This window comes from Streptacidiphilus albus JL83 (genome assembly GCF_000744705.1).
Lineage (GTDB): Bacteria > Actinomycetota > Actinomycetes > Streptomycetales > Streptomycetaceae > Streptacidiphilus > Streptacidiphilus albus.
Genome location: NZ_JQML01000001.1, coordinates 7,719,993 through 7,742,525, shown reverse-complemented (window position 1 = coordinate 7,742,525; position 22,533 = coordinate 7,719,993). Strand labels below are relative to the sequence as shown.

Here is a 22,533-nt window from a genome sequence, read left to right as displayed (position 1 = left end):
GGAGGAGGCACCCTGTGCCAGAACTGCCCGAACCACCCCACTCGCTCGCCATGGGCACGACGCTGCTCGATGTGCGGGACGCGCCGCGCAGGCCCGTCCCGCCGGTGCCGGCCGACCGCGACCCGGTGGCGACGTACTACTGCAAGACCCTCGAACAGGTCCGCGCGACGGAGTACGACATCGTGATCGTCGGCGGCGGCGCGGTCGGCTCCGCCGTCCTGCACCGGCTGATGCGCCAGGCGGGCCCCTGGCACCCCAAGGTGCTGCTGCTGGAGAAGGGCAGCTTCCTCCTGCCCGAGCACGTGCAGAACCTCGACCCCCGCTACCAGCGGCTGATGATGGACGCCGTGGCCCGCCCCTGGCGGCGCGCGCCGGACACCACCTACGACCTCGCTCCGCAGATCCCCTACCTGGGCGGCCGGGCGCAGTTCTGGAGCACCTGGATCCCGCAGCCGACGGCGGCCCAGATGCCCGGGTGGCCGGCCCCGGTGACCGAGGAACTGAACGACTACTGGAGTTCCGCCAAGGAGTTCCTGGGCGCCGTCCTGCCGAGCGACATGGGGACGCAGTTCTCCGAATTCCAGCCCCGGCTGATCGAGCGGCTCAAGGAGCACCTCTTCGGGATCAGCCACTTCCCGAAGGAAATCCAGGCCCCGGAACTCCAGGTGGAGCTCGCCTCCCGGGACACCACCTCCAGCCTGCACTACCGGAAGTTCAGCCCGGTGCCGCTGCTGATCGGGCTGGCCACCGCCTACCCGGGGTCGGTGGACATCGTCACCGGGTGCGAGGTGCACGAGATCCGGCACACCGCCGACGGCTCCGACGGCCGCCGCCGGGCCACCGAGCTCTCGACCGCCCAGGGCCTGCTGAAGCTCGGCGCGCGGACCGAGCTGGTGCTGGCCAACGGCATCGTCGAGCCCACCGGGCTGCTGCTGAACTCCTTCGGCGACGCCCTGCCGGACTTCACCGGGACCAACTTCGGCGGCCATGTCGCCTCCTGGTTCTCGGTCAGGGTGCCGCGCGCGGCCTGGAAGGGGCTGGAGGGCAAGGGGCTCCAGGTCGGCTGCCTCTATCTGCGGGGCCGGGTGCAGCAGCCCGAGCTGCCCGAGCCCCGGGACTTCCACATCCACCTGATGGGCGCCTCCAACCCGGAGCCGGCGACCGCCGTCCCCGACCTCTACCGGCTGATCCCCGACTCCTTCGACCAGGAGTTCCTGCAGCAGCTCACCGACGCCGACCACATCGGCTTCCTGGTCCACTGCCTCGGCGAGTGGCGCAGCCGGCCGAAGGACGCCCGGGGCAGCACGGTGACCGTCGACCGCGGCGAAGCCGTGCTGAAGATCGAGCCCAGCGAGGCGGACACCGACCTGCGGCGGATCATGGACGAGTCGGCCCAGCGCATGGTGAAGGAGATCCTCGCCGAGGGCGTGGCCCCGGACGCGATCCAGTACTGGCACCCGGGCCGGAACGGGACCCCCGGCAGCTGGCAGTCGACCATCCCGGCCGACCGGATGAAGGACGCCCTGGTCCACGAGTCCGGCACGCTCTGGATGGGCGACACCCCGGAGGACTCCGTCACCGACGTCAACTGCCGCCTGCACCAGGTGTCCAACCTCTACGTCGGCGGTGCGGCCACCTTCCCCACCTCCGGCTCCTGGAACCCGACGCTGACCGCGGTCGCGCTGGGCCAGCGCCTGGCCGACCACCTGCTCCGCTCGGGCCGGAACGGGGGGCCGCGGTGACCCAGGAGCAGGAGCTGACCGAATTCGTGCACCTGTCCATGCCGCTCACCGGGTTCGCCACCTACGACCTCTACGGCACCGGCATGGCGAAGCTCTACCTCGACACCGCCCGCGAGCAGTTGGGCGCCGACAACCTCACCGGGTTCCTCGCCGCCTGGAAGCAGGTGCTGGCGGACCGGGGCGGACCGGAGCGGCTGACGCCGACCTACCGGGAGGTCGCCCGGGCGCTGGTCTACCTCTGGTACACGGGCTCCTGGCCGCAGCTGGCCCCGGCCGCCCACAGCGCGCTGCGCCGCCCCGGGCCCAACGCCGAGTTCGTCGCCTCGACCAGCAGCTACGCCGAGGGCCTGGTCTGGCGCAGCTTCCAGGGCCACCCGGCGGGCGCGAAGCCGCCGGGCTTCGGCACCTGGTCGGCCGTGCCGCCCGAGCTGCCGTCCGAGCAGCAGCTCCGCGAGGAGCTGGAGGCCGCCAACGAGGACCCCCCGGTCACCCCCGCCGCCGTCTACGACGCCGTCGGCTACGGGGCCGACCTGCCGTCCGCGGGCGTACCCGCCCACCTGCTGCCGGGCCTGCGGGTCTCCCGTTCCATCCCCCCGTCCGCCGTCCCCTCCGCCGCGGTGGCACCCGCGGCGGCGGCGCCGGAGCAGAAGCAGGTGAGCGAGCGATGACCGTGACCACCACCGGCGCCCAGGTCAACGGCCGCCGCTACGACGTGATCATCGTCGGCAGCGGCTGGGCCGGCAGCCTGCTGGGCCGGCAACTGGGCAGGCAGGGCTGGCGGGTGCTGGTCCTGGAGGCCGGGAACCCCGGCACCGAGACCTGGCCGGGCTACCAGGACTCGCTGGACACCTTCAACGTCGCCCCGATCAAGGTGCCGAACGCCGGCTACCGCCCCAACCGGGCCGCGCCCTTCCCCGACGTCCTGGACCTCCACGCGGTCCCGGGCGGCTACACCTCCACCGGCCACTTCGTCCAGACCGGACCGCTGCCGTACGGCACCGACTACATCCGGGCGCTGGGCGGCGCGGCCATGCACTGGCTGGGCGCCGTGCCCAGGATGCTTCCGGAGGACTACGCGACCAGGTCCCTCTACCGCTACGGGCGGGACTGGCCGCTGACGGCCGAGCAGCTGGAGCCGTACCTGCAGCAGGCCGAGCGGCTGATCGGCACGGCCGGCAACGGGGCCGAGCAGCACGAGCTCGGCGTCGTGCCGGAGCGCGACTACCAGTACCCGATGGAGGAGATCCCGGCCAGCTACCAGGACGGGGTGTTCCACCGGAAGCTCACCGGCAAGGAGATCACCGACCCGGTGGCCCAGCTGCCCTACACGCCGAAGGTCTACACCCTGCCGCAGGGACGCAACAGCACGCCCAACCCGCTCTTCGACGACGGCCGGGGCTACCGTCCGGTCGGCGCCGTCGGGCTGCCGAACTTCGGCGAGCGCTGCGTGGGCAACGCCAGCTGCACCCCGATCTGCCCGGTCCAGGCCAAGTCCTCGCCGCTGCGGCTGCAGCAGGACTTCACCGACTCGGTGCACGTCGCCACCCGCTGCGTGGTCAGCCGGGTGCTGCCGGGGCGCGGCAGCTCCGTGCGCGGCGTGGAGTTCCGCGAGTACAGCGACCCGGCCGCGCCGGTGGGCACCCCGTACACGGCCGAGGCGGACATCGTCGTGCTGGCCGCCCACGCCATCGAGAACGCCGTCATCCTGCTCTCCTCCGAGCTGGCCAACAGCAGCGGCTACGTCGGCCGCCACCTGATGGACCATCCGACCTTCCTGGCCTGGTCCCGGATGCCGCAGGCGGAGCCCATCGGGGCGTTCCGCGGCCCGGGGCACACCTCCGGACTCGAATGCTTCCGCTTCGGCAGCGGCCGCAAGCGGCGCGCACCGTTCCGGATCGAGATCGGCAACTGGGGCTGGGGCTGGGCCACCGGCGCGCCGTTCAGCAGCGTCGGCTCCATGGTCGGCCTCGGCGGCGACGCCGAGGGCGAGGTCAAGGCCGACGGGCTCTTCGGCCCCGGGCTGCGCCGACGGCTGGGCGACGAGCTCAACCGGCAGGTGCAGCTGCAGATCGCGGTGGAGCAGCCCGCCGACCCGGCCAACCGGGTCACCATCGACCCGCAGCGCTACCGGGACGGCCTGGGCAACCCCAAGCCGATCCTCCACTACGACCTCGACACCCGGGTCAGGGACGGCGTCTACGCCGCGCGCCGGGTCGCGGCGGAGATCTTCCGGGCGCTCGGTGCGGAGGACTTCACCGACTACCGGGTCCGCGGCGACATCCCGCCGCTCGGCCACTTCCGGCACCGGCCGGAGGGGCAGACCGAGGAGCTCGATCTCGGCTTCCACGGCGCGGGACACGGCGCGGGCACCCACATCATGGGCGCCCAGCGGGCGACCTCGGTGGTCGACTCCTACCAGCGCACCCACGACCATCCCAACCTCTTCGCCGTGGGCTGCGGCAGCATGCCCTCCATCGGCACCAGCAACCCCACCCTCACCATGGCCGCCCTCGCCCTGCGCAGCGCCGAGGAGATCCACCGCGAACTCACCTCGCTGCACCACCCGGTGACCGCGGCCCGGCAGCCCGTGCTGGAGGCCGCCCAGTGATCACCGCCACCGCGCTCAGCCAGGGCAAGTACCGGCCGCCGGCCGGCCTCAAGGAGCTGAGGGACTTCCTCCAGGCCGCGCTGGAGGTCGAGCACTTCACCGTCCCGGTCTACATGAGCGGGATGTACTCGATCCGGCCGGGCGCCAACCGCTTCTCCTACGACACCATCCGCAGCGTGCTGATGGAGGAGATGCTGCACCTGACGCTGGCCGCGAACCTGCTCAACGCCGTCGGCGGCACCCCCGATGTGGCCCGTCCCGGCTTCGTCGCCGGGTACCCGGCCAGGCTGCCGTTCAGCAGCCGGAGCCTGCCGGAGATCCCGCTCCAGAACTTCTCCCCGGCGGCGCTGGACACCTTCCTGCTGATCGAGCGCCCGCGCGCGCTGGTCCCGCCCGCCGGGGGCGAAGCCGAGGACGACGAGGGCTGGACCTCCATCGGCCAGTTCTACGACGCGATCCGGAAGGGCCTGATCGCCCTGGAGCGGGAGCAGCGCGAGCAGCACCGCAGGGACCCGGCCGCCCCGGCCACCCTCTTCACCGGCGACCCGCGCCGCCAGGTCGGCCCGACCGACTTCTACAACTCCGGCGGCGAGGCCTTCCCGGTCACCGATCTGAAGAGCGCCCTGCTGGCCGTGGAGGTGATCAGCGACCAGGGCGAGGGCGTGGCCGACACCATCTGGGACAGCGACGACATCTTCTTCGGCGAGCAGCGCCAGGTCGCGCACTACTTCCGGTTCAAGGAGATCCGGGTGGGCCGCAGGTACGGCGCGCACGACCTGCCGCGCACGGGACCGAGCGGCCCGCTGCTCGACGTCGTCTGGGACGAGGCGTACCGGATCGACCCCCGGGCGAAGGTGGCGCACTACCCCGAGGGCTCGCAGGTCCGCGCCCAGGCCGAGTTCTTCAACCGGACGTACGCACACCTGCTGGCCCTGCTGCAGCTGGCCTTCACCGGCGATCCGTGGGTCATGCGCCAGGCCGTGCCGGTGATGCTGGAGCTGCGCGACCTGAGCCAGCGGCTCTACCGCAACCCGCATCCGGACCGGGCCAGGGCGGCGCAGGGCATCCACGCCAGTCCGACCTTCGAGCTGACCGAGCAGCACTTCGTCCAGGCCCGTGCCGACGCGGCGGCGAAGGCCGCCGCCTCCCCCACCCCCGAGGAGCAGCACCCGTGAGCAACACCCTGCCCGACCTCCCCCCGGGCTTCAGCCTGCCGTTCTTCTACGGCACCTTCAGCAACATCGGCTTCGACTACCTGCTGACCGACCGGGCGGCCGTCACCGAGCTGCTGAAGGAGTCCCCGAGCGGCGCCCACCTGTCCCCGGCCGTCTTCGACGACCAGGTCTGCCTCTCCTTCAACTACCAGCTCTACTGCGGCCAGTTCGCCAAGGGGGCGAGCATCACCCAGGAGGTGGAGCTCAACATCGTCGCCTTCCCCGCCGCCGACGCGAACCGGGTCCCGAAGCTGACCTACCAGCAGTACGCCTACGGCTCCGACCAGACCCGCGGCCTCGGCTTCTGCCGGATGCACGTCGCCTGCGACAGCCAGATCGCCATCGACGCCGGGCAGAAGCTCTTCAACGAGCCCAAGTTCAAGGCCGGCTTCGACCCCACCCTCCCGGTCCCCAACGACACCACCGCCGATGCGAACGCGGTGGACCGGTGGAAGGCCGTCTGCGGCGTCTTCGGCAGCGCCGACGCCAACGGCGCCTTCACCCCCGCCAACACCTACTTCTCCTTCGAGGCCGACCTCCACGGCCTCGGCCCGCAGCCGGTCAGCGCCGCGCCGTTCACCGAGTACGGCAGCCGCAAGCAGCCCGACGGCTCCTTCCGGCCGCTGGCCGCCCCGCTCAACGTCTTCTCGCCGTACGTCTGGTACGACCTGGCCCGCAGCACCGGAAGGGTGAAGCTGGCCCTCGGCGGCGCCGCCCCGCAGGGGCTGAGCAAGAAGTTCGTCGACCTGCTCAAGGACAGGCAGCCGGCCGGCGCCTGGGTCTACCAGTCGCCCCCGGTCGCCGCCCAGAACCGCCCCTACTGGGTCGCCACCGGCTGACCCTCCCGCGGTGGACGGGCGGCCCCGGTGACGACCGGTCGCCGCCCGTCACCCCGGGCCGAGGGCCGCCAGGCCGAGGCGCCCGGTCGGACGCAGGGAGGTCGGGCGGGCCGACCCGAGGTGTACATGCGGAGGGGCTGGGCCAGGTATAGCGTTGATTGAGGCTGTGACGTTCTTCTCTCCCCCCAAGGAGGCACGCTCGCCCAAGGAGGCACGCGGCAGGCGACCGGAGCGGTGCTCCGAATGCGGAACCGTCCGTGCCGCTCGCGCCCCCTCTCCGGAGTCCCGGCTGCCCCTCCAGCAGCGGCGGTACCGGGATGCTCCTCGGCAGGGCAGGCAGGAGGAGGCAGCGTTGGAAACCCGGCAGCGATGGCCTTTCCTGATGACGTGCTTCGGCGTCTGGATGGTCGCACTCACGTCCGTCTACTACGCGTTCTCCGACCAGCGGCTGATCTTCGTGGGGGTCGGGCTGAGCGGCGTCGTCGGCATCCTCATCGGAATCGCCTACCACCGCCCCGCGCACAGCCTTCCCTGGTACCTGCTGGCCGCGGCCAACCTCAGTTTCACCGCGGGTGAGCTGGCGCAGATCATCATCATCCAGTACCTGCACGAAAGCCTGTTCCCCTCGGTCGCCGACGCCTTCTACCTGGCCACCTACGGCCTCTACGCCGCCGGGCTGCTCGGCTTCGTCCGCTGGCGCACCGCCCGGCGCGACCGGGCTAGCCTGATCGACGCGCTGACCCTGACCGTCGGGATCGCGCTGCTCCTCTGGATCTACGTCATCGTCCCGTACGCGCACACCCCGGGGCTGAGCTGGATCCAGAAGGCCATCTCCATCGCCTATCCGCTGGGCGACATCCTGGTGCTGGCGATGCTGGCGCGACTGCTGGCACCGCGCGGCGGGAAGAGCGTGTCCGTGGTGCTGCTGACCGCGGGCACCTTCGGGCTGCTCGCCGCCGACATCGCCTACGCGCTGATCCAGCTCCACGGGACCTGGCGCACCGGCACCCCGGTGGACCTGGGCTGGGCGGTCTTCTACGGCGCCTGGGGATCGGCCGCGCTGCACCCGTCCATGGTGACGCTCACCGAACCCACGGAATGGCACCCGGACAACGCCCGGGTCCGGGTGGGCCTGCTCACCCTGGCATCGCTGATCGCCCCGGCGATGCTGGTGCTGGCCTCGATCCGCGGTGACACCAGCAATGTGGGCGTGATCGGGGCGTTCTCCGCGATCCTCTTCTTCCTGGTGCTCTACCGGCTGGCCGAGGTGGCGGAGACGCACCGGCGGGCGGTGACCCGCGAACGGACGCTGCGGGGCGCGGTGGCCTCGCTGAGCCTGGCGGCGGACGTGCCGCAGGTCGCCACGGCGGTCCAGCGGGCGGTGACCTCGCTGCTGGCGGACAGCCCGCAGCACGATGCCCTGCTGGCCATCCGCAAGGACGACCGGCTCTGGCTGACCCGCGCCGCCGACGGCGAGCAGATCGGGATGACCGAGCGGACCCGCTCCCTGGTCCAGGCGCAGGCCGGGCACGGCGGGACCAGGCTGCTCGGCGTGGACGCCCTGGGCGAGGAGCTGACCGCGCGCTTCCATCCGCTGCGCAGCACCCTGCTGTGCCCGCTGGCGCTGCGGGAGAAGTCGGCGCCGGATCCGCTGATCGGCGCCCTCATCGTGGCCGGCGACGAGCGGGACCTGCTGGTGCTGCGGGACAGCCTGGCCACCCTCGCCGCCCAGGGCACGCTGGCCGTCGAACGGATCGCCCTGAGCCAGGAGGTGAGCAAGCGCAACAGCGAGGCGTACTTCAGGACCCTGGTGCAGAACGCCTCCGACGTCATCCTGATCCTCGACGAGGGGGACCGGATCCGGTACGCCAGCCCGTCGGCCCGCCAGGTGCTGGGATCCGCGACCCTGGCCGGGTCCCGGCTCGCCGATCTCGTGCCCGCACAGGAGAGCGGCACCGTCACCCGGGCGCTGAGCCAGATGCGGGCCCGCGATGAACCGGACCGGCGCGAGCACTGGCAGATGCTGCGCACCGACCAGGCCACCATCGAGGTCGAGGTCCGGTGCAGCGACCTGCGCCGGGAGGCGACCGTCGCCGGGCTGGTGCTGACCCTGCGCGACGTGACCGAGCAGCGCAAGCTCGAACGCGAGCTCACCCACCGCGCCTTCCACGACTCGCTGACCGGGCTGGCGAACCGGGTGCTGTTCCACGAGCGGGTCACCCACGCCCTCACCCAGAGCCAGCGCGAGGGAACCGTGGTCGGCGTGCTCCTGGTCGACGTGGACGACTTCAAGGTGGTCAACGACACCCAGGGCCACCCGGTCGGCGACGAGCTGCTGGTCGCCCTCTCGCTGCGGCTGTCCACGGCGGTCCGCGTGTCCGACACCGCGGCCCGCCTCGGCGGCGACGAGTTCGCGCTCCTGGTCGAGGACCCGATGACGCCCCAGGACCTGGAGACCTTCGCCGACCACCTGCTGGGCGTCTTCGCCGAACCGTTCCGGCTGAGCGTCGGCCCGGTGAGCGTCAACGCCAGCATCGGCATCGCCACCACCGAGGACAGCTTCGACTCGGTGGAGCTGCTCAGCCACGCCGACCTGGCGCTGTACGAGGCGAAGACGGCGGGAAAGCGGCGGTGGCGGCGCTACCGCCCGGCGATGCAGAGCGGCATGGTGGAGCGGCACGAGCTGCAGGAGAGCCTGGACCGGTCGCTGGTGGAGTCGTTCGTGGTGCTCTACCAGCCGATCGTGAAACTCGCCGACGCATCGATCGTCGGCTTCGAGGCGCTGGTGCGCTGGCCGCACTCGACGCGCGGCACGGTGCTCCCGGAGCAGTTCATCACGCTGGCCGAGGAGAGCGGCCAGATCGTCCCGCTCGGCGCCTGGGTGCTGGGCCGGGCAGCCACCGAGGCGGTCGGCTGGCGCGGCGTGACGGACGGGCTCCGCAACGGGTCCGCCGCCGGACCGCGGCCTCCCTATGTGAGCGTCAACGTCTCGCCGCGGCAGTTCCGCGACCACGGCTTCCTGGACGTGGTCCAGCACGTCATCGACCGGACCGGGATCGATCCCTCCTCGCTCGTCCTGGAACTGACGGAGAGTCTGCTGCTGCGCCACGACGACCGGGTGCTGGCGGAGATGCAGTCCCTCACCGAGCTGGGCGTGCGGATCGCCATCGACGACTTCGGGACCGGCTACTCCTCATTGAGCTACCTGCGCGAGTTCCCGATCTCGATCCTCAAGATCGACAAGTCCTTCATCGACGAACTCGGACACTCCAGCCAGCAGTACGCGCTGGTCGACGGGATCACGCACCTCGCGGACACCCTGGGCCTGACCGTGATCGCCGAAGGCGTGGAGCACGAGCAGCAACGGGAGCTGCTGGTGTCGATGGGCTGCCCGCTCGGCCAGGGATACCTCTTCGCCAAGCCGGTGGCCGCGGAGGAGGCGCAGGCGATGCTGCTGAAGCAGGCCGCCGACGAACCGACGGAGCGGATCCGATGAGTACGAACGGCCTCGGCTTCTCCGACGGACAGCAGCTGCTGCTGTCCAACGACCTCGGGCAGCACGCCATCTGGCCCGCGCGGCTCCCGGTGCCCCCCGGCTGGGCCCGGAACGGGGAGCCCTGGGCGAGCGCCGCCGACTGTGCCGCCGCGCTCGACGCCGCGCCGCCGGACAGCTGGTCGGCCTACAGCCGTCCTGACCACCCGCTCGGCCCGGACGGCCCCTGGGCGCCGACCGTCACCCGGCTGGTCCGGGAGCAGGCCGAGCGGACACCGCACGCCTGGGCGGTGCTGTGCGACGACGAACGGATCGACTACGCGGAGCTGGACCGGCGGACCGAGCGGCTCGCCCGGCGGCTGCGGCTCCACGGCGGCGTCGAGCGGTCCGTGGTGGCCGTCTGCCTGGACCGCACCGCCGAGCTGGCGGTCGGCCTGCTGGCGGTGCTGCGGGCCGGGGCGGCGGTGCTGCCGCTCGACCCGGCCACCCCGGCCCCGCGACTGGTCCGGCTGGTCCGCGACGCCGATGCCCGGACGGTCCTGACGAACCGCTCGCACCGGGCGCTGTTCGCCGGGGCGACCGGGGAAGGCGCCGCCGTCGACGTACTGACGGTGGAGGCGGCGGAGGCGGACGCCGGCGACGGCCTGGGGCCGGAGCCGGCCGGCTGGACGCCCCGGCCGCAGGACCCCGCCTACCTGATCTACACCTCCGGGTCGACCGGACCGCCCAAGGGCGTGGTCACCAGCCACCACGCGCTGTCGGTGGCCCTGCGCGCCGCCGCGGAGTTCTACCGGCTGGGCCCCGGCGACCGGGTGGCGCATCTCGCGGCGCTGGCCTTCGACACCTCACTGGAGCAGATCCTCGCTCCGCTGGTCTCCGGGGCCACGGTGGTGCTGACCGGCAGGCACGCCTGGGCGCCGACCGACCTGCTCTACCGGATCGCCCGCGACCGGATCACCGTGGTCGACCTGACCCCCGCCTACTGGCGCAGGCTGCTCAGCGTCGCCGGTGCGGGCCTGGACACGCTGGCCCCGCTGCGGCTGGTCATCGTCGGCGGCGAGGTCGTCCACGCCGACCACTGCCGGCTGTGGCTGCGCAGGTTCCCCGGGACCGCCCTGGTCAACGCGTACGGGCTGACCGAGACCACGATCACCTCGACGGCGTGCGAACTCACCCAGGACCTCCTCCCCGGGACCGACGGCGCCCCGGCGCCCGTGGGCCGCCCGCTGGCCGGGGCCCTGGTCCACGTGCTGGACGCGGAACTGCGGCCGGTGCCGCCCGGCGAGCGCGGCGAGGTCTACATCGGCGGCGGCCGACTGGCCGAAGCCGTCTGGAAGCAGCCGGGCCTGACGGCCCGGCAGTTCCTTCCCGATCCGCACGCCGACGCCCCGGGAAGCCGGATGTACCGCACCGGCGACCTCGGGCGGCGGCGCTGCGACGGCAGCCTGGAGATCCTCGGCCGGATCGACGACCAGCTGAAGATCCACGGCTTCCGGATCGACCCGGCCGAGGTCGAGGCGGTCCTCAACTCCCAGCGGGGGGTGGGCCAGGCCGCCGTGGTGGCGCGCACCCGCGGCAGCGGGGAGCAGGAGCAGGTCCTGGTCGCTTTCTACACCCACGCCGACACGGAGGGCGGGCCGACGGCGGACGGATCGCCGACCGACGGCCCCGGACGGAGTGCCGAGCTGCGCTCCGCCCTGGCCGCGGTGCTGCCGGCGCACATGGTTCCGGTGGAGTACACCCCGATCGGTCAGCTGCCGCTGGCGCCCAGCGGCAAGATCGACCGGGCGGCCCTGCCCGGACGCTCCGCCCTCGTGCGCCCCGCCGACGCGGGCGCCGACACGGGCGCGGGCTCCGCCGACGGCTCCGGCCCCGGCCCCGGACCCGGCGAGACGCGGCCGCAGCCGCCGCTCACCTCGGGCATGGCGCAGCTGTGGAGCCTGATCCTGGGCGTCGACCGGATCGCCGCCGACGACGACTTCTTCGAACTCGGCGGGAACTCGCTGCTCGCCATGGAGATGCTGGCCAGGGCCCGGGTGATGTTCGGCATCGGGATCGGCCAGGTCCGCGCGCTGACCCGCTCGCTGCTGCAGGACTCGACGCTGGCGGGCTTCGCGCGGAGCGCGCACCGCGCCCGCGTCGGCACCCTGGCCAGCGCCGACGGCGGCGCCGTGGACTTCGCCGCCGAGTCCGAGCTGTCGCCGGCCGAACTGTCGGCGCTGTCGAAGGCCCGGCCGGTGAAGGCCCGGCCGGCGGCGACCGAGCCGGCGGCGTCCGAGCCGCCGCAGGACGTCCTGCTCACCGGTGCGACCGGGTACTGCGGCATCCACCTGCTCGACGACCTGCTGGAGCACACCTCGGCCCGGATCCACTGCCTGGTCCGGGCGGCCGACGCCGCGGAGGCCTGGGAGCGGATCAGGGCGTCCGCCCGGCGCTACCTGCTCCACGACCTGTCCGAGGAGCGGGTGCGGCCGATCGTCGGCGACCTCGGCAAGCCCGGGTTCGGGCTTACCGACCACGACTTCGAGCACCTGGGCTCCGTGGTCGACGTCATCTACCACTTCGGCGCGCAGGTCAATTTCATCTACCCCTACGACAAGCTGCGCGCGGTGAACGTCGGGGCCACCCGGGAGCTGATCCGGCTGGCGGCGCCGCGCTCGGTTCCGCTGCACTTCGCGTCCACCATGGCGGTGCTCGCCGGCTTCGGGGCGGCCGGGGTGCGCAGCGTCACCGAGTCCACCCCGCTCGACTTCGCGGACTACCTGTCGGTGGGCTACGTCGAGACCAAGTGGGTCTCCGAGGCACTGCTGCGGCAGGCGTCCCTGGCCGGACTGCCGGTCACCGTCTACCGGCTGCAGGACATCACCGGCACCGGCCCGGCCGGTGTGCTCAACACCGCCACCGAGATCTGCGCGCTGATGAAGTTCATCGCGGAGTCCGGCCTATGCCCCGAGGTCGAGCTCCCGCTGGACTTCCTGCCCGCCGACGTCTTCGCCCGGGCCGTGGGCCACATCACGGCCAACCACCCCGCACGCGGCACCGTCTACCACCTGACCAACCCGCACCCCGCCGTCCTCGGCAGCCTGGCGGACAGCCTGCGCCGGCACGGCTTCCCGGTGACCGAGATCCCGTACGCCGACTGGGTCTCGGCGCTGATCGGCTTCGCCGCCGGGCACCCCGCCCACCCGATCACCCCCTTCGTCCCGCTCTTCGTGGACCGCTGCCGGCACGCCGACATGTCGGTCAGCGAGATGTACTTCCAGGACGTGTTCCCGCAGTTCCGCCGGGACAACGCCGAACTCGCCCTGCTGGGGTCCGGGATCGTCCTGCCGCCCGTGGACGCGCCGTTGCTGGACGGCTACCTGACCCACCTCCAGTCGATCGGCTTCCTGGAGCCCGTGGAGAGTCCCGCCGATGGTCCGTAGCCGCGCGTCCTGGAACGGGGTCGACCTGTCGCACACGGCGGGCGACGGTCCGGTGGCGTTCTCCGCCGACACCGGGCCCGACGCGCTGCTGGCCGCCTACCGGGCCGGCGCCTACCCGCTGCCGGCGCCCAACGACTTCGCCCGCACCATCAACGAGGTCACCCACGAGGAGGCGGTCGCGGCGGGCCGGATCTGGCTGATCGGCGCGGACACCGGTGACCCGTACCGCGTGTCCTGGTGGTCCCCGGACCCGCGCCCGGTGATCCCCGTGCGCGCGGTGCACCTCAGTCGCCGACTGGCCGGACGACTGCGCCGGGACACCTGGTCCACCTCCCTGGACCGCGACTTCGAGCAGGTGGTGCACGGCTGCCGGGAAGGACGCGACCCGCAGTGGCTGACCGACGAGCTGGTCCGCTCGCTGCTCCTGCTGCACGAGGCGGGCTGGGCGCACAGTGTCGAGGTGTGGCAGGAGAGCACGCTGGTCGGCGGCGTGTTCGGGGTGCGGATCGACAGCGTCCTCAGCATGGACTCCATGTTCCGGCTGCGCTCCGGAGCCGGAGCGACGGCCGTGGCCGACCTCGCCGACCGCTTCGCCGAGGCCGGTGGAACCGTCCTGGACGCCCAGTGGGACAGCCCTCATGTCCGCAGCCTGGGCTCCACGCCGCTCCCCCGGGAGCGGTACCTGGGGCTCCTGGCCGAACAGCGGCCGGCCCCGGCCCCGCTGCCGGCCGACCCCCGCCCGGCCCGACGCCTGGCCGCAGGGGCGGCCGAAGCAGCGGACGGCCAACCCTGCAAGATTTATTGACGCACCGTCAGATCATTCCTAGCCTGCCTGGTGAACGCCGAGTCCGAGGCACGCCCGGGAGGCAGCGATGACGGAAACCAGCGGACCCACCAGACCCACCGACCCCATATCCTCCGGATCCTCCGGCTGGTCCCCGCGCCTGGTCGTGATCCTGACGGCGGTCCTGCTGCTCTCCCTGGTCATCCCGCTGGAGCTGACCCTGGTCTACCCGGCCGTCCGCTACATGGTCCCGGTCTTCCACACCTCCAGCCTCAGCTGGGTGCTCACCATCGTCAGCCTCACCGGGGTCGTCTGCGAGTCCCCCGTCGGCAAGCTCGCCGACCTGCACGGCAAGAAGCGGACCGTGCTGGTCGTCAGCGCGCTGTTCGCGCTCGGCTCGCTGCTCTGCGCCCTGGCCACCAGCTTTCCGCTGCTGCTGGCCGGCCGGGTGCTGCAGGGCATCTCACTGGCCATGGTCGCGGTGATGTACGGGCTGCTGCGCGACATCCTGCCGGCGCCACTGGTGCCCTTCGGCTTCGGACTGATCTCCGTCGGCCTGGGCGTCTCCGCGATCATCGGCCCCTTCGTCGGCGGTGCGCTGATCGACGCCTACGGCTTCCGCAGCGTCTTCTGGTTCAGCTTCATCGCGGTCACCGTGCTCGCCGCGGCCTTCGCCCTCCTCGTCCCGGAGTCCCCGGTGCGGCTGCCGCAGCGGCTGGACCTGCTGGGCTGCGCGCTGCTCGGCGGCGGCACCGGGCTGGTCCTGCTCGGCATCACCGAGGGCCAGGGCTGGGGCTGGACCGCCGGCTCGACCCTCGCCTGCCTGGTCGGCGGCGCGGCGGCGGTCACCCTGTTCGTCCCGCACGCGCTGCGCAGCGACCATCCGCTGGTCGACGTGCGGGTGGTCGCCGGTCCGCAGATGCGGCTGCCGGTGCTGGCGACCCTGCTCTGCGCCTTCTCCGTCTGCGGCTTCGCCTTCCTGCTCCCGCAGATGCTGGAGACCCCGCGCTCGCTCGGCATCCGCTACGGCTTCGGCCTCGACGCCCTGGGCGCCGCCCGGTACATGCTCCCCTACGGCATCACCGCCATCCTGGCCGGACTGCTCGGCGGCGCCCTGGTCCGGCGCCTCGGCTCGCGCGCCACCCTGGTCGCCGCGACCGTCCCGCTCACCGTCTCGCTGCTGCTGCTCGGCCTGGCCCACGGCCGCACCTGGGAGATCCTCGGCTGGACCGCCGTCTACGGCATCGCCTTCGCGCTCTACCCGCTGGCGACGATGAGCCAGGTGGCCGAGGCCGTTCCGGCCGACCGCACCGCCGTCAGCGAGGGCATCAACGGCATCGCCCGCGACCTCGGCACCGCCGTCGCCCTGGCCGTCCTCACCGCCGTCCTCAACGCCAACCTCGCCGCGAAGCAGCCGGCCGACGCGATCGTCTACACCGACCACGGCTACACCCTGGCCCTCCTCGCCGCCGCCGGCACCGGCCTGCTGGCCGTGGCCGCCGCCGCGCTGCTCCGGCACCGCGCCCTGCCGAGCGCCCATGCCGCCGTTCCCACCGGACGGCGTTGACACCACGTTTACAGGCGGCTGCGATGATCCGCCGGAAGGGCAGCACGGAGCCGAAGGGAACTCTCCATGGCACGGTGGAACCGAACCGTCTCGCGGTCAGGCCGACTGGCAGTCATCGCCCTGACGGCGGTCGTCGCACTGGATGTCTCGATCGGAGCCGGGTCGGCCGAGGCAGCCCCCACTGCCGCGAGTTCCCACCTCAGCAGCGGCGACAGCGTTCCGGGCGACCTGCTCTCGCCGCAGGCGGACCAGCCGGGCGAGTGGAACAACAGCAGCAGCGGATACGTCCTGATACCCGGGATGTTCGGCCACCACTGACCGCGCGGGCGCGCGCAGCGGCCGTTCGCGGCCGGGCAGGTGGCGCGGCCGCGCACGTGGCGCGGCCGGGCCCCGCACCCGGCCGGGGCGCCCCGGCCGCCGGGTCCCGGGCAGGCGCGGGCCCGGTCAGGCGCGGGCCCAGCTCCGGGACAGGGCGGCGGCGTCCGCCGCCTCGGGCAGTCCCAGCCGGGCGTAGAGCTGCCGGGCCTCCTCGGCCCAGTGCCGCGCCTCGTCCCCGCGCCCCAGCGCGTGCAGCACCCGGGCGAGCACCATCAGCGCATGCCCCTGGTCCCGTTCCTGGCCCGAGGCCCGGCAGACCTGCAGAGCCTCCAGGACCTGCGGCAGCGCCGCCTCCGCCTCGCCCAGGGCCAGCATCGCCCCGGCCAGCCGGTAGCGCGCCGGGGCTCCGCGCCACGGCGCGCCCACCGCGGTCCACAGCCGCAGCGCCTCGACGAAGCAGTCGGCCGCGTCCCGATGGCGTTCCAGCGCGTCGAGGGCGAGTCCCAGCACATGCAGCGCCTTCGCCTGTCCGGCCCGGTCACCGCGCTCCCGCTGGTCCGCCAGGACCCGCTCGCAGATGACCGCCGCCTCGTCCGCGCGTCCGGCCCGCACCCTGGCAACGGCGGAGTTGAGGACGGTCACCGACTCGCCGGACCAGTGGCCCAGCCTCCGGGCGAGGTCGATGGCCTCCTCGTAGTGGCCCACCGCCTCGTCGAACCTGCCCCGGAACTGGGCCAGCAGTCCCAGATCGTTCAGGGCCTGACGCAGGATCAGCAGGTCGTCCGCCTCCCGGGAGAGCTCGACCGCCCGCCGGGACTCCTGCTCCGCGTCGTCCAGCCAGGTGGCCGCGGTCGCGACATTGCCCAGCAGGAAGCGGGCCCGGCCCTCGATCAGTCGGCTCCCGGTGCGCACCGCGGCATTGATCAGGGCTCGGGCGGCCGCCGCCCACTCGTGCCGCTCCTCCCCGAGCGCGAACGGGCTCAGGCCGATGAGCAGGTCGGTCGCCATCTGCAGCAGCGCGGAGGGTACGGCGAGGGACCGGGCGACATGGGTGGTCAGCGCCAGCGCGCAGTCGGTCTCGGCCGCCGCCCAGGCCCGAGCCGCATCCAGGTCGGACAGCGGCAGGCCGGCCGACGCGGCCGGGGCCAGGGCGTCGCGCACCGGATCGCCGGGAACTGCGAGCGCGAACGCGGTGCGGGCGGTCGCCAGCAGATGGGCGAGCAGCCGGGCGCGCGCCGCCTCGCCCTCACCCGGGTGCATCAGCTCCGACTCCTGCAGCGCGAAGGCCCGCAGCAGGTCGTGGTGCCGATAGCGGCCGGGCCCGCGTGACTCCAGCATCGCGACATCGATCAGGGATTCCAGCAGGTCGTCGGCCCGGCGTTCGTCCACGCCGAGCAGCGCCGCCACCGAGGAGAGGCTGAGGTCGACCACCTGGACGGCAGCGGCCAGCCGGAAGGCCTCGGCCTGGTGCGGGTCCAGCTGCCGGTAGCCCATCTCGAAGGACGCGCCCACCGCCAGGTCGCCGACCCGCAGTTCGTCGATCCGGTGCCCCTCGTCCGCGAGCCGGTCGAGCATGGTGCCGATGGTCCAGGTCGGCCGTGCCGCGAGGCGGGCGGCGACGATGCGCACCGCGAGCGGCAGGAAGCCGCAGGCTCCCACCAGTTCGAGCGCCGCGTCCCGCTCGGCCGCCAGCGGCTCCGCACCGATGACCTGCTCCAACAGGGACAGCGCCTCGGTGGGTTCGAAGACGCTCAGATCGACCTGACGGGCCGCCGGCAGCCCGGCCAGCCTGGTCCTGCTGGTGGCCAGCACCGCGCAGGAGGCGCTCCCCGGCAGCAGGAAGCGGACCTGGGCGGTGTCCCGGACGTTGTCCAGCACCACCAGCAGCCTGCGTCCCTCCACCATGGAGCGGAAGAGCGCGGAGCGGGCCGCCAGGCCCTCCGGCAGGCTGTCCGGGCCGGCCCCGAGGGCGTGCAGGAAGCCGGTGACCACCGACTCGGGGGTCGACACCACCGCGCCGCCGCCGTACAGATCCGCGTAGAGCTGGCCGTCCGGGTAGACGTGCTTGAGCTGGTGGGCGGCGTAGAGCGCCAGCGTGGTCTTGCCCACGCCGCCCATCCCGGCCACGACCGCGACCGCCGGGCCCCTCCGGGAGGCCCCGGCCCCGGAGAGGGCGTCGAGCAGTTCCGCGAGCTGCACCCGCCGACCGGTGAAGTCCGCCTCGTTGGGCGGGAGCTGGGCGGGTACCGGCTGGGCGGGTACCGGCTGAGCAGACACCGACTGGGCGGGTACCGGCCGAGCGACCGTCGGCCGCCCCTCTGTCGGCCGCCCCTCCGTCGCCCGCCCTCCGTCGCCCGGTCCCCCGTCGCCCGGTCCCCCGTCGACCGCTCCCCCGTCGCCCGGCCGGTTGCCGACCCGGTCGGGCTCGGCCGGGCGGGGGTCGCGGGTTCCGGCCCGGCCTCGGCGGCCTCGGCGGTCGGCCGTTGCCGGGCCCCGGGGACGGTCGGCAGCACCACGCCGGTCCCGACCGACGGGGCCACCGCCCCGGTCAGCCCGGGGTCGCGGTCGAGGATCCGGCGGTGCAGCGCCAGCAGGTCGCGGTCGGGCTCCAGGCCGAGCTCGTCGATCAGTACCTGCCGGGCCCTGCGGAACACCTCCAGCGCCTCCGCCTGCCGTCCGGCCTGGGCCAGCGCCTGCATCAGCAGCCCGTAGAAGCGCTCACGCAAGGGGTACTCGGCCGTCAGCGCGGACAGTTCGGCCACGCTGCGCGCACCGCGGCCGAGCACCACGTCCAGTCCGATCCGCTCCTCCAGCAGGGTCAGTCGGAACTCCGCGAGCCGATGCCGCTGCAACTCGGCGAACGTACCCGGAACACCGGCCAGCGGCTCCCCCTGCCACAGGTCGTCGGCCCGACAGAGCAGGTCGCGCGCCTCCTCCCGCCGCCCCTCGGACTTGGCGCGGTCGGCCAGCACCGCCAACTCCTCCGCCTCCAGCACGTCGACGGCCCCGCCGGGCAGGACCAGCCGGTAGCCGCCCTGGTGCGAGACCAGCACCTCCGGCGCCTGCACCCGGGTCTCCAACTCCCGACGCAGCCGCCACACATACGTCCGCACCGTGGCCCTTGCCTGGGGCGGGGGGTCCTCCGACCAGAGCACGTCGACCAGGCCCTCGGTGCTGACCCGGTGCCCCGGCTTCAACAGGAGCGCTGCGAGCACCGCCTGCTGCTGCGGACTCCCCAACCGGAGCGGCGCTCCGCCGAGTTCCCCGCGCATCCGCCCCAGCAGCCAGAACCGCGGCTCACCCACTCTCCATACCCCCGTCAACCAGTCGGCTTGCAGGCCCAACCGATGTCCTGGTCCCGCACTCTCCGGCGATCCTGTGGCGGACCGGTCGTGGACGGCGCCGCCGGCTGCGGTGGTCCGTCTTCTCCTGACTTGAAATCAAGGACACTTGGCTCCAGGGCGAAGGAGCCCTCGGAGGGACGCATGGTACCGGACCCCGGCGGTGGAGATGATCAGTCACAGAACGACATATACCCAGCTGTGAGCCTGCTCAGAGGCGGCTGTGCGAGCTGCGTCGACAGCCGGTTCACGCGCCGCGCGCGTACAGAGTGCGTCAAGGCGGCGAGCCCCGGAACCCAAGCGTGTTGAATGATCGTCAAGGTCATCAGGGCCGCAGATTGGTCACCGGGGAAGCCTGGTGGCCAGGTGCCACCTGCGGACCGTCCCACTAGCACACGGGGGTAGGAACCATGACAGCGCTGCTCATCGAAGAGAACTTCCAGCACCTCGACGGCCAGGACGTGGAGTCGCTGATCGAGGCCCTCGCCGAGCTCGGGCTCAGCGCGGAGCCGACCCAGCCGCGCACCGGCACCCGGAACGGCGAGTGGGTGCTCGTCCTGCACTGGCTCAGGGACGACACCAGGCAGATCACCGAGGACGCGCTGGCCGCCGCGCTGGTCACCGCCGTGAGCGGGGTACTCGGGCAGGTGCACCCGGTCGGGACCAGCGGGACCAGCGTGCGGGGCCGCTCGCTGCCGATCCGCATCGACATCCGCGGCCGCGCGGGGGAACTGCTCAGGTCCGTCCCCGTCCCCAACTCCGGTGCCGCGCCCAGGCCGACCTCCTCGGCCTGGTGGCACGGACGGCATGCGGCCGCCGCCGAGCTGTAGGCTGCGGGTCGATTCCGGAGGGTGCGCATGTCGGCTGGTTCGCTGCTCGTCGACGGCGCGATCGTGGGATCGGTGACCGCCTCGCTGGTCGTCTCGTACCTGTCCCTGTACCTGGCCTAGGCCTTGGCCCGCCCGGCCACGCCGGGCGGGCCCGGCGCGCCAGCGGTCCGCCGCCGGCGGCGGCGGGTCGGACCGGAGGCGCCGTCGGCCCGTGACGCCGTCACGGGACACCCGCTCCCGGCATCCGACCAGGCCTCAGTTCCCGCCGAGCACCGTCCGGATCACGTGGCGGGCGTTGTGCGCCATCGCCGGGTTCGTCCTGCGGTAGTACGGCAGCGCGATCAGCGCCTGCGAGAGGGTCCGGCCGCGACCCCGGATCCAGGTGGCATCGTCCACCTCCAGCGCCGCACGGAAGACGTCCCGGCCCTCGGTCGACAACAAGTTCCAGGCCGGGAACAGGTCACAGGCGGGATCCCCGGTACCGGCGCACCCGAAGTCGATCACCGACACCAGCCTCCCGCCGTCGACCAGCAGGTTGCCCGGCATCAGATCGGCATGCAGCCACACCGGCTGCCCGTCCCAGCCCGGGGCCCGCAGCGTCTCCTCCCACACAGCGGTCGCGGCGGCGCAGTCGACGGCTTCCTCGGGAATCCCGCGCAACTCCTCGATCGCCGCCCGGGTCTCCGCGTCGAGCGACGCCACCGGCCCGCCCCGGTGCGCCACCGGCCCGGCCGGCAAGGCGATCCCGCGCATCGCCGCCACGAACGCAGCCAGGTCCTCGGCCAGCGGCACGGACGTGCCCGGAGCCCCCTCGGCTGGATGCCCGCCCGGCAGCCACCGGTACACCGACCAGGGCCACGGATACCCCCGGCCCGGCTGCCCCGCACCGAGCACCTCGGGGATGCGCGTCGGCAGGAGGGGGGCGAGACGGGGAAGCCACTCCCGCTCCCTCGACACGTCCTCGCCGCCGCCCCGCACCAGCGGCAACCGGACCACCAGGTCGTCGCCCAGTCGGTACATGGCATTGACCGTGCCCCCCGAGGGCCACCGCTCCACCGCCAGCCCCGCCCACCGGGGGAACTGGTCGGCGATCAACCGTCGCACCAGGCCGTCGTCGATCGGGTGCATACCGGCATGCATCTGAACTGCGCTCATGCGCATCATGCGACCATCGACCGCCAACGGCGTCAAACCGGTTTCCGGGTGCGGTTGCCTTCGAGCGAGCGTGGCTGCACCCGGCGCGGGGAGGTCAGCCGTCCTCCCACTCCGGCGGGTCCTGGTCCGGACCGACGTCCCCGTCGAGCGGGGTGTCCGGGGTGTCCGGGGCGTCGAAGCGGCGTCGGAGCTCATCCGCTGTCTCCAGCCTGCCGCAGGCGGCGACGGCATCGGCCATGCGTCCGACGAGCAGGGCACGTTCCGGGTCGTCGTCGGCGATGCCCTCCGTCGCCAGGAAGGCCGCGATCAGATCGGCACCGGTCGGAGGCGGCGGCGCGGGTGCGGTCTCGTGCACCTCCGGGAACTCCGGCTGCTCCGGCGCCGGGTGGGCCGGCGGCGGCATCGGCACGAGGTGGTGGAAGCGCTCCGGCACCTGCTCGTTCTGAGCCGCCGAGGAGAGCTGGGCGAGCAGACCGAGATCGCCCACCGTCTTCTCGATGTGGTCGTCGTTCTTGGCCAACCACCAGACCACGGCGCTCCCGGTGTCCTTGAGGACGTCCTCGCCCAGGTACTCGCGCCGACTCTGTTCGTACTTCCTCTCGTGCTCCCACACCGCCTTGTCCTTGCGGACGGCGGAGAGCTTGTCCAACCGCTCCTGGTCGTGCTCCGCCAGGGTCAGGGTCACCCCTTCGGCCATGACGTGGAGGAAGCCGGTCTCGTCCCGCTCCATCCGGCCCAGCAGGCCGTTCAGCTCGTGCTGGACCAGCGAGGATCTGGTGGGCTCCCGCTTGCCGGTGATGGCGCAGGCCCGGGCCATGATCGCCTCGACGGCGAGCCCGGCCGGGTTGAGGATCGGTCTATCGACCGATTTGCCGCTGGGACACCACCGCACGGTGGCGCTGAAGCGGAAGTCGTAGTCCTCCCAGCAGCTCGGCAGTACCACCTGACTGACCCGCTGGTCCCGCCGTTCCACCGGCGCCACCGGCAGGTGCGGCAGCAGGTCGAGCGGGACCGGATTGGCACGGCGGCCGGTGGCGACCCTGGCCACCAGCGGCGGGGCGCCAACGACGAGGACGGCGACGGCGGCCCAGGTCCAGCTCGGCCAGTGGGCGATCAGATCGACGACGGCGAGCAGCAGTCCGCAGATGATGGTGAGGAAGACGGTCACGGTCTTATGGCCGGAGGTCATGGCGGTGGCTCCTCCACAGGGGAATTCC

The 22,533-nt window shown here is 73.0% G+C and carries 14 protein-coding genes and 1 pseudogene; 11 read left to right on the top strand and 4 right to left on the bottom strand.

The features are described 5' to 3' along the window. Positions 1-14: 14 nt before the first annotated feature. The 10 genes from BS75_RS33570 to BS75_RS33525 all read left to right on the top strand — a co-directional run bounded on the left by BS75_RS33570 (position 15) and on the right by BS75_RS33525 (position 15,990). The gene (locus BS75_RS33570) at positions 15-1,742 is read left to right on the top strand and encodes a GMC oxidoreductase (RefSeq protein WP_197091984.1); all 1,728 of its coding nucleotides are present in this window, start codon (positions 15-17) and stop codon (positions 1,740-1,742) included. Further along, positions 1,739-2,410 (top strand): hypothetical protein, encoded by a 672-nt coding sequence (locus BS75_RS33565; RefSeq protein WP_034090912.1) that lies wholly within the window; start codon positions 1,739-1,741, stop codon positions 2,408-2,410. Before BS75_RS33570 ends, BS75_RS33565 begins: the two co-directional genes overlap by 4 nt. Further along, positions 2,407-4,350 carry a GMC oxidoreductase gene (locus tag BS75_RS33560; protein ID WP_034090911.1) on the top strand — a complete coding sequence of 648 codons (1,944 nt, stop codon included), beginning with the start codon at positions 2,407-2,409 and terminating at the stop codon, positions 4,348-4,350. The genes BS75_RS33565 and BS75_RS33560 overlap by 4 nt, the downstream gene beginning before the upstream one ends. Further along, on the top strand, positions 4,347-5,525 hold the full coding sequence (locus BS75_RS33555) for a ferritin-like domain-containing protein (protein WP_042438353.1): 1,179 nt from the start codon (positions 4,347-4,349) through the stop codon (positions 5,523-5,525). Before BS75_RS33560 ends, BS75_RS33555 begins: the two co-directional genes overlap by 4 nt. Then, positions 5,522-6,403, top strand: a complete 882-nt coding sequence (locus BS75_RS33550; RefSeq protein WP_034090910.1) for a hypothetical protein — start codon at positions 5,522-5,524, stop codon at positions 6,401-6,403. Before BS75_RS33555 ends, BS75_RS33550 begins: the two co-directional genes overlap by 4 nt. A gap of 382 nt (positions 6,404-6,785) precedes the next feature. Next, a complete protein-coding gene (locus BS75_RS33545) occupies positions 6,786-9,899 on the top strand; it encodes an EAL domain-containing protein (protein WP_052070032.1) in 3,114 nt (1,037 codons plus the stop codon). Beyond that, positions 9,896-13,321 carry an amino acid adenylation domain-containing protein gene (locus BS75_RS33540; RefSeq protein ID WP_052070030.1) on the top strand — a complete coding sequence of 1,142 codons (3,426 nt, stop codon included), beginning with the start codon at positions 9,896-9,898 and terminating at the stop codon, positions 13,319-13,321. The genes BS75_RS33545 and BS75_RS33540 overlap by 4 nt, the downstream gene beginning before the upstream one ends. Continuing rightward, entirely contained in the window at positions 13,311-14,126 is an 816-nt protein-coding gene (locus BS75_RS33535; protein ID WP_042438351.1) for a leucyl/phenylalanyl-tRNA--protein transferase, read from the top strand. Before BS75_RS33540 ends, BS75_RS33535 begins: the two co-directional genes overlap by 11 nt. Before the next feature lie 67 nt (positions 14,127-14,193). Then, a complete protein-coding gene (locus tag BS75_RS33530) occupies positions 14,194-15,672 on the top strand; it encodes an MFS transporter (protein ID WP_034090909.1) in 1,479 nt (492 codons plus the stop codon). A gap of 66 nt (positions 15,673-15,738) precedes the next feature. Next, positions 15,739-15,990 carry a hypothetical protein gene (locus tag BS75_RS33525; protein WP_034090908.1) on the top strand — a complete coding sequence of 84 codons (252 nt, stop codon included), beginning with the start codon at positions 15,739-15,741 and terminating at the stop codon, positions 15,988-15,990. Between the two features lie 126 nt (positions 15,991-16,116). Here BS75_RS33525 and BS75_RS50925 read toward each other — a convergent pair whose 3' ends face one another. Both BS75_RS50925 and BS75_RS50920 read right to left on the bottom strand, forming a co-directional pair. Next, the gene (locus BS75_RS50925; protein ID WP_269330726.1) at positions 16,117-18,267 is read right to left on the bottom strand and encodes an ATP-binding protein; all 2,151 of its coding nucleotides are present in this window, start codon (positions 18,265-18,267) and stop codon (positions 16,117-16,119) included. A gap of 350 nt (positions 18,268-18,617) precedes the next feature. Beyond that, a pseudogene (locus tag BS75_RS50920) lies at positions 18,618-19,262 on the bottom strand (AfsR/SARP family transcriptional regulator); the annotation flags it as partial. A 479-nt stretch (positions 19,263-19,741) separates the two neighbouring features. Between BS75_RS50920 and BS75_RS33510 the strand changes: the two are divergent. Beyond that, the gene (locus tag BS75_RS33510) at positions 19,742-20,161 is read left to right on the top strand and encodes a hypothetical protein (RefSeq protein ID WP_034090906.1); all 420 of its coding nucleotides are present in this window, start codon (positions 19,742-19,744) and stop codon (positions 20,159-20,161) included. Between the two features lie 255 nt (positions 20,162-20,416). On the opposite strand, the gene BS75_RS33505 is transcribed toward BS75_RS33510, so the two are convergent. Beyond that, on the bottom strand, positions 20,417-21,316 hold the full coding sequence (locus BS75_RS33505; protein WP_408022569.1) for an aminoglycoside phosphotransferase family protein: 900 nt from the start codon (positions 21,314-21,316) through the stop codon (positions 20,417-20,419). Positions 21,317-21,410: 94 nt separating this feature from the next. Beyond that, entirely contained in the window at positions 21,411-22,505 is a 1,095-nt protein-coding gene (locus BS75_RS33500) for a hypothetical protein (RefSeq protein ID WP_042438347.1), read from the bottom strand. Positions 22,506-22,533: the final 28 nt, after the last annotated feature.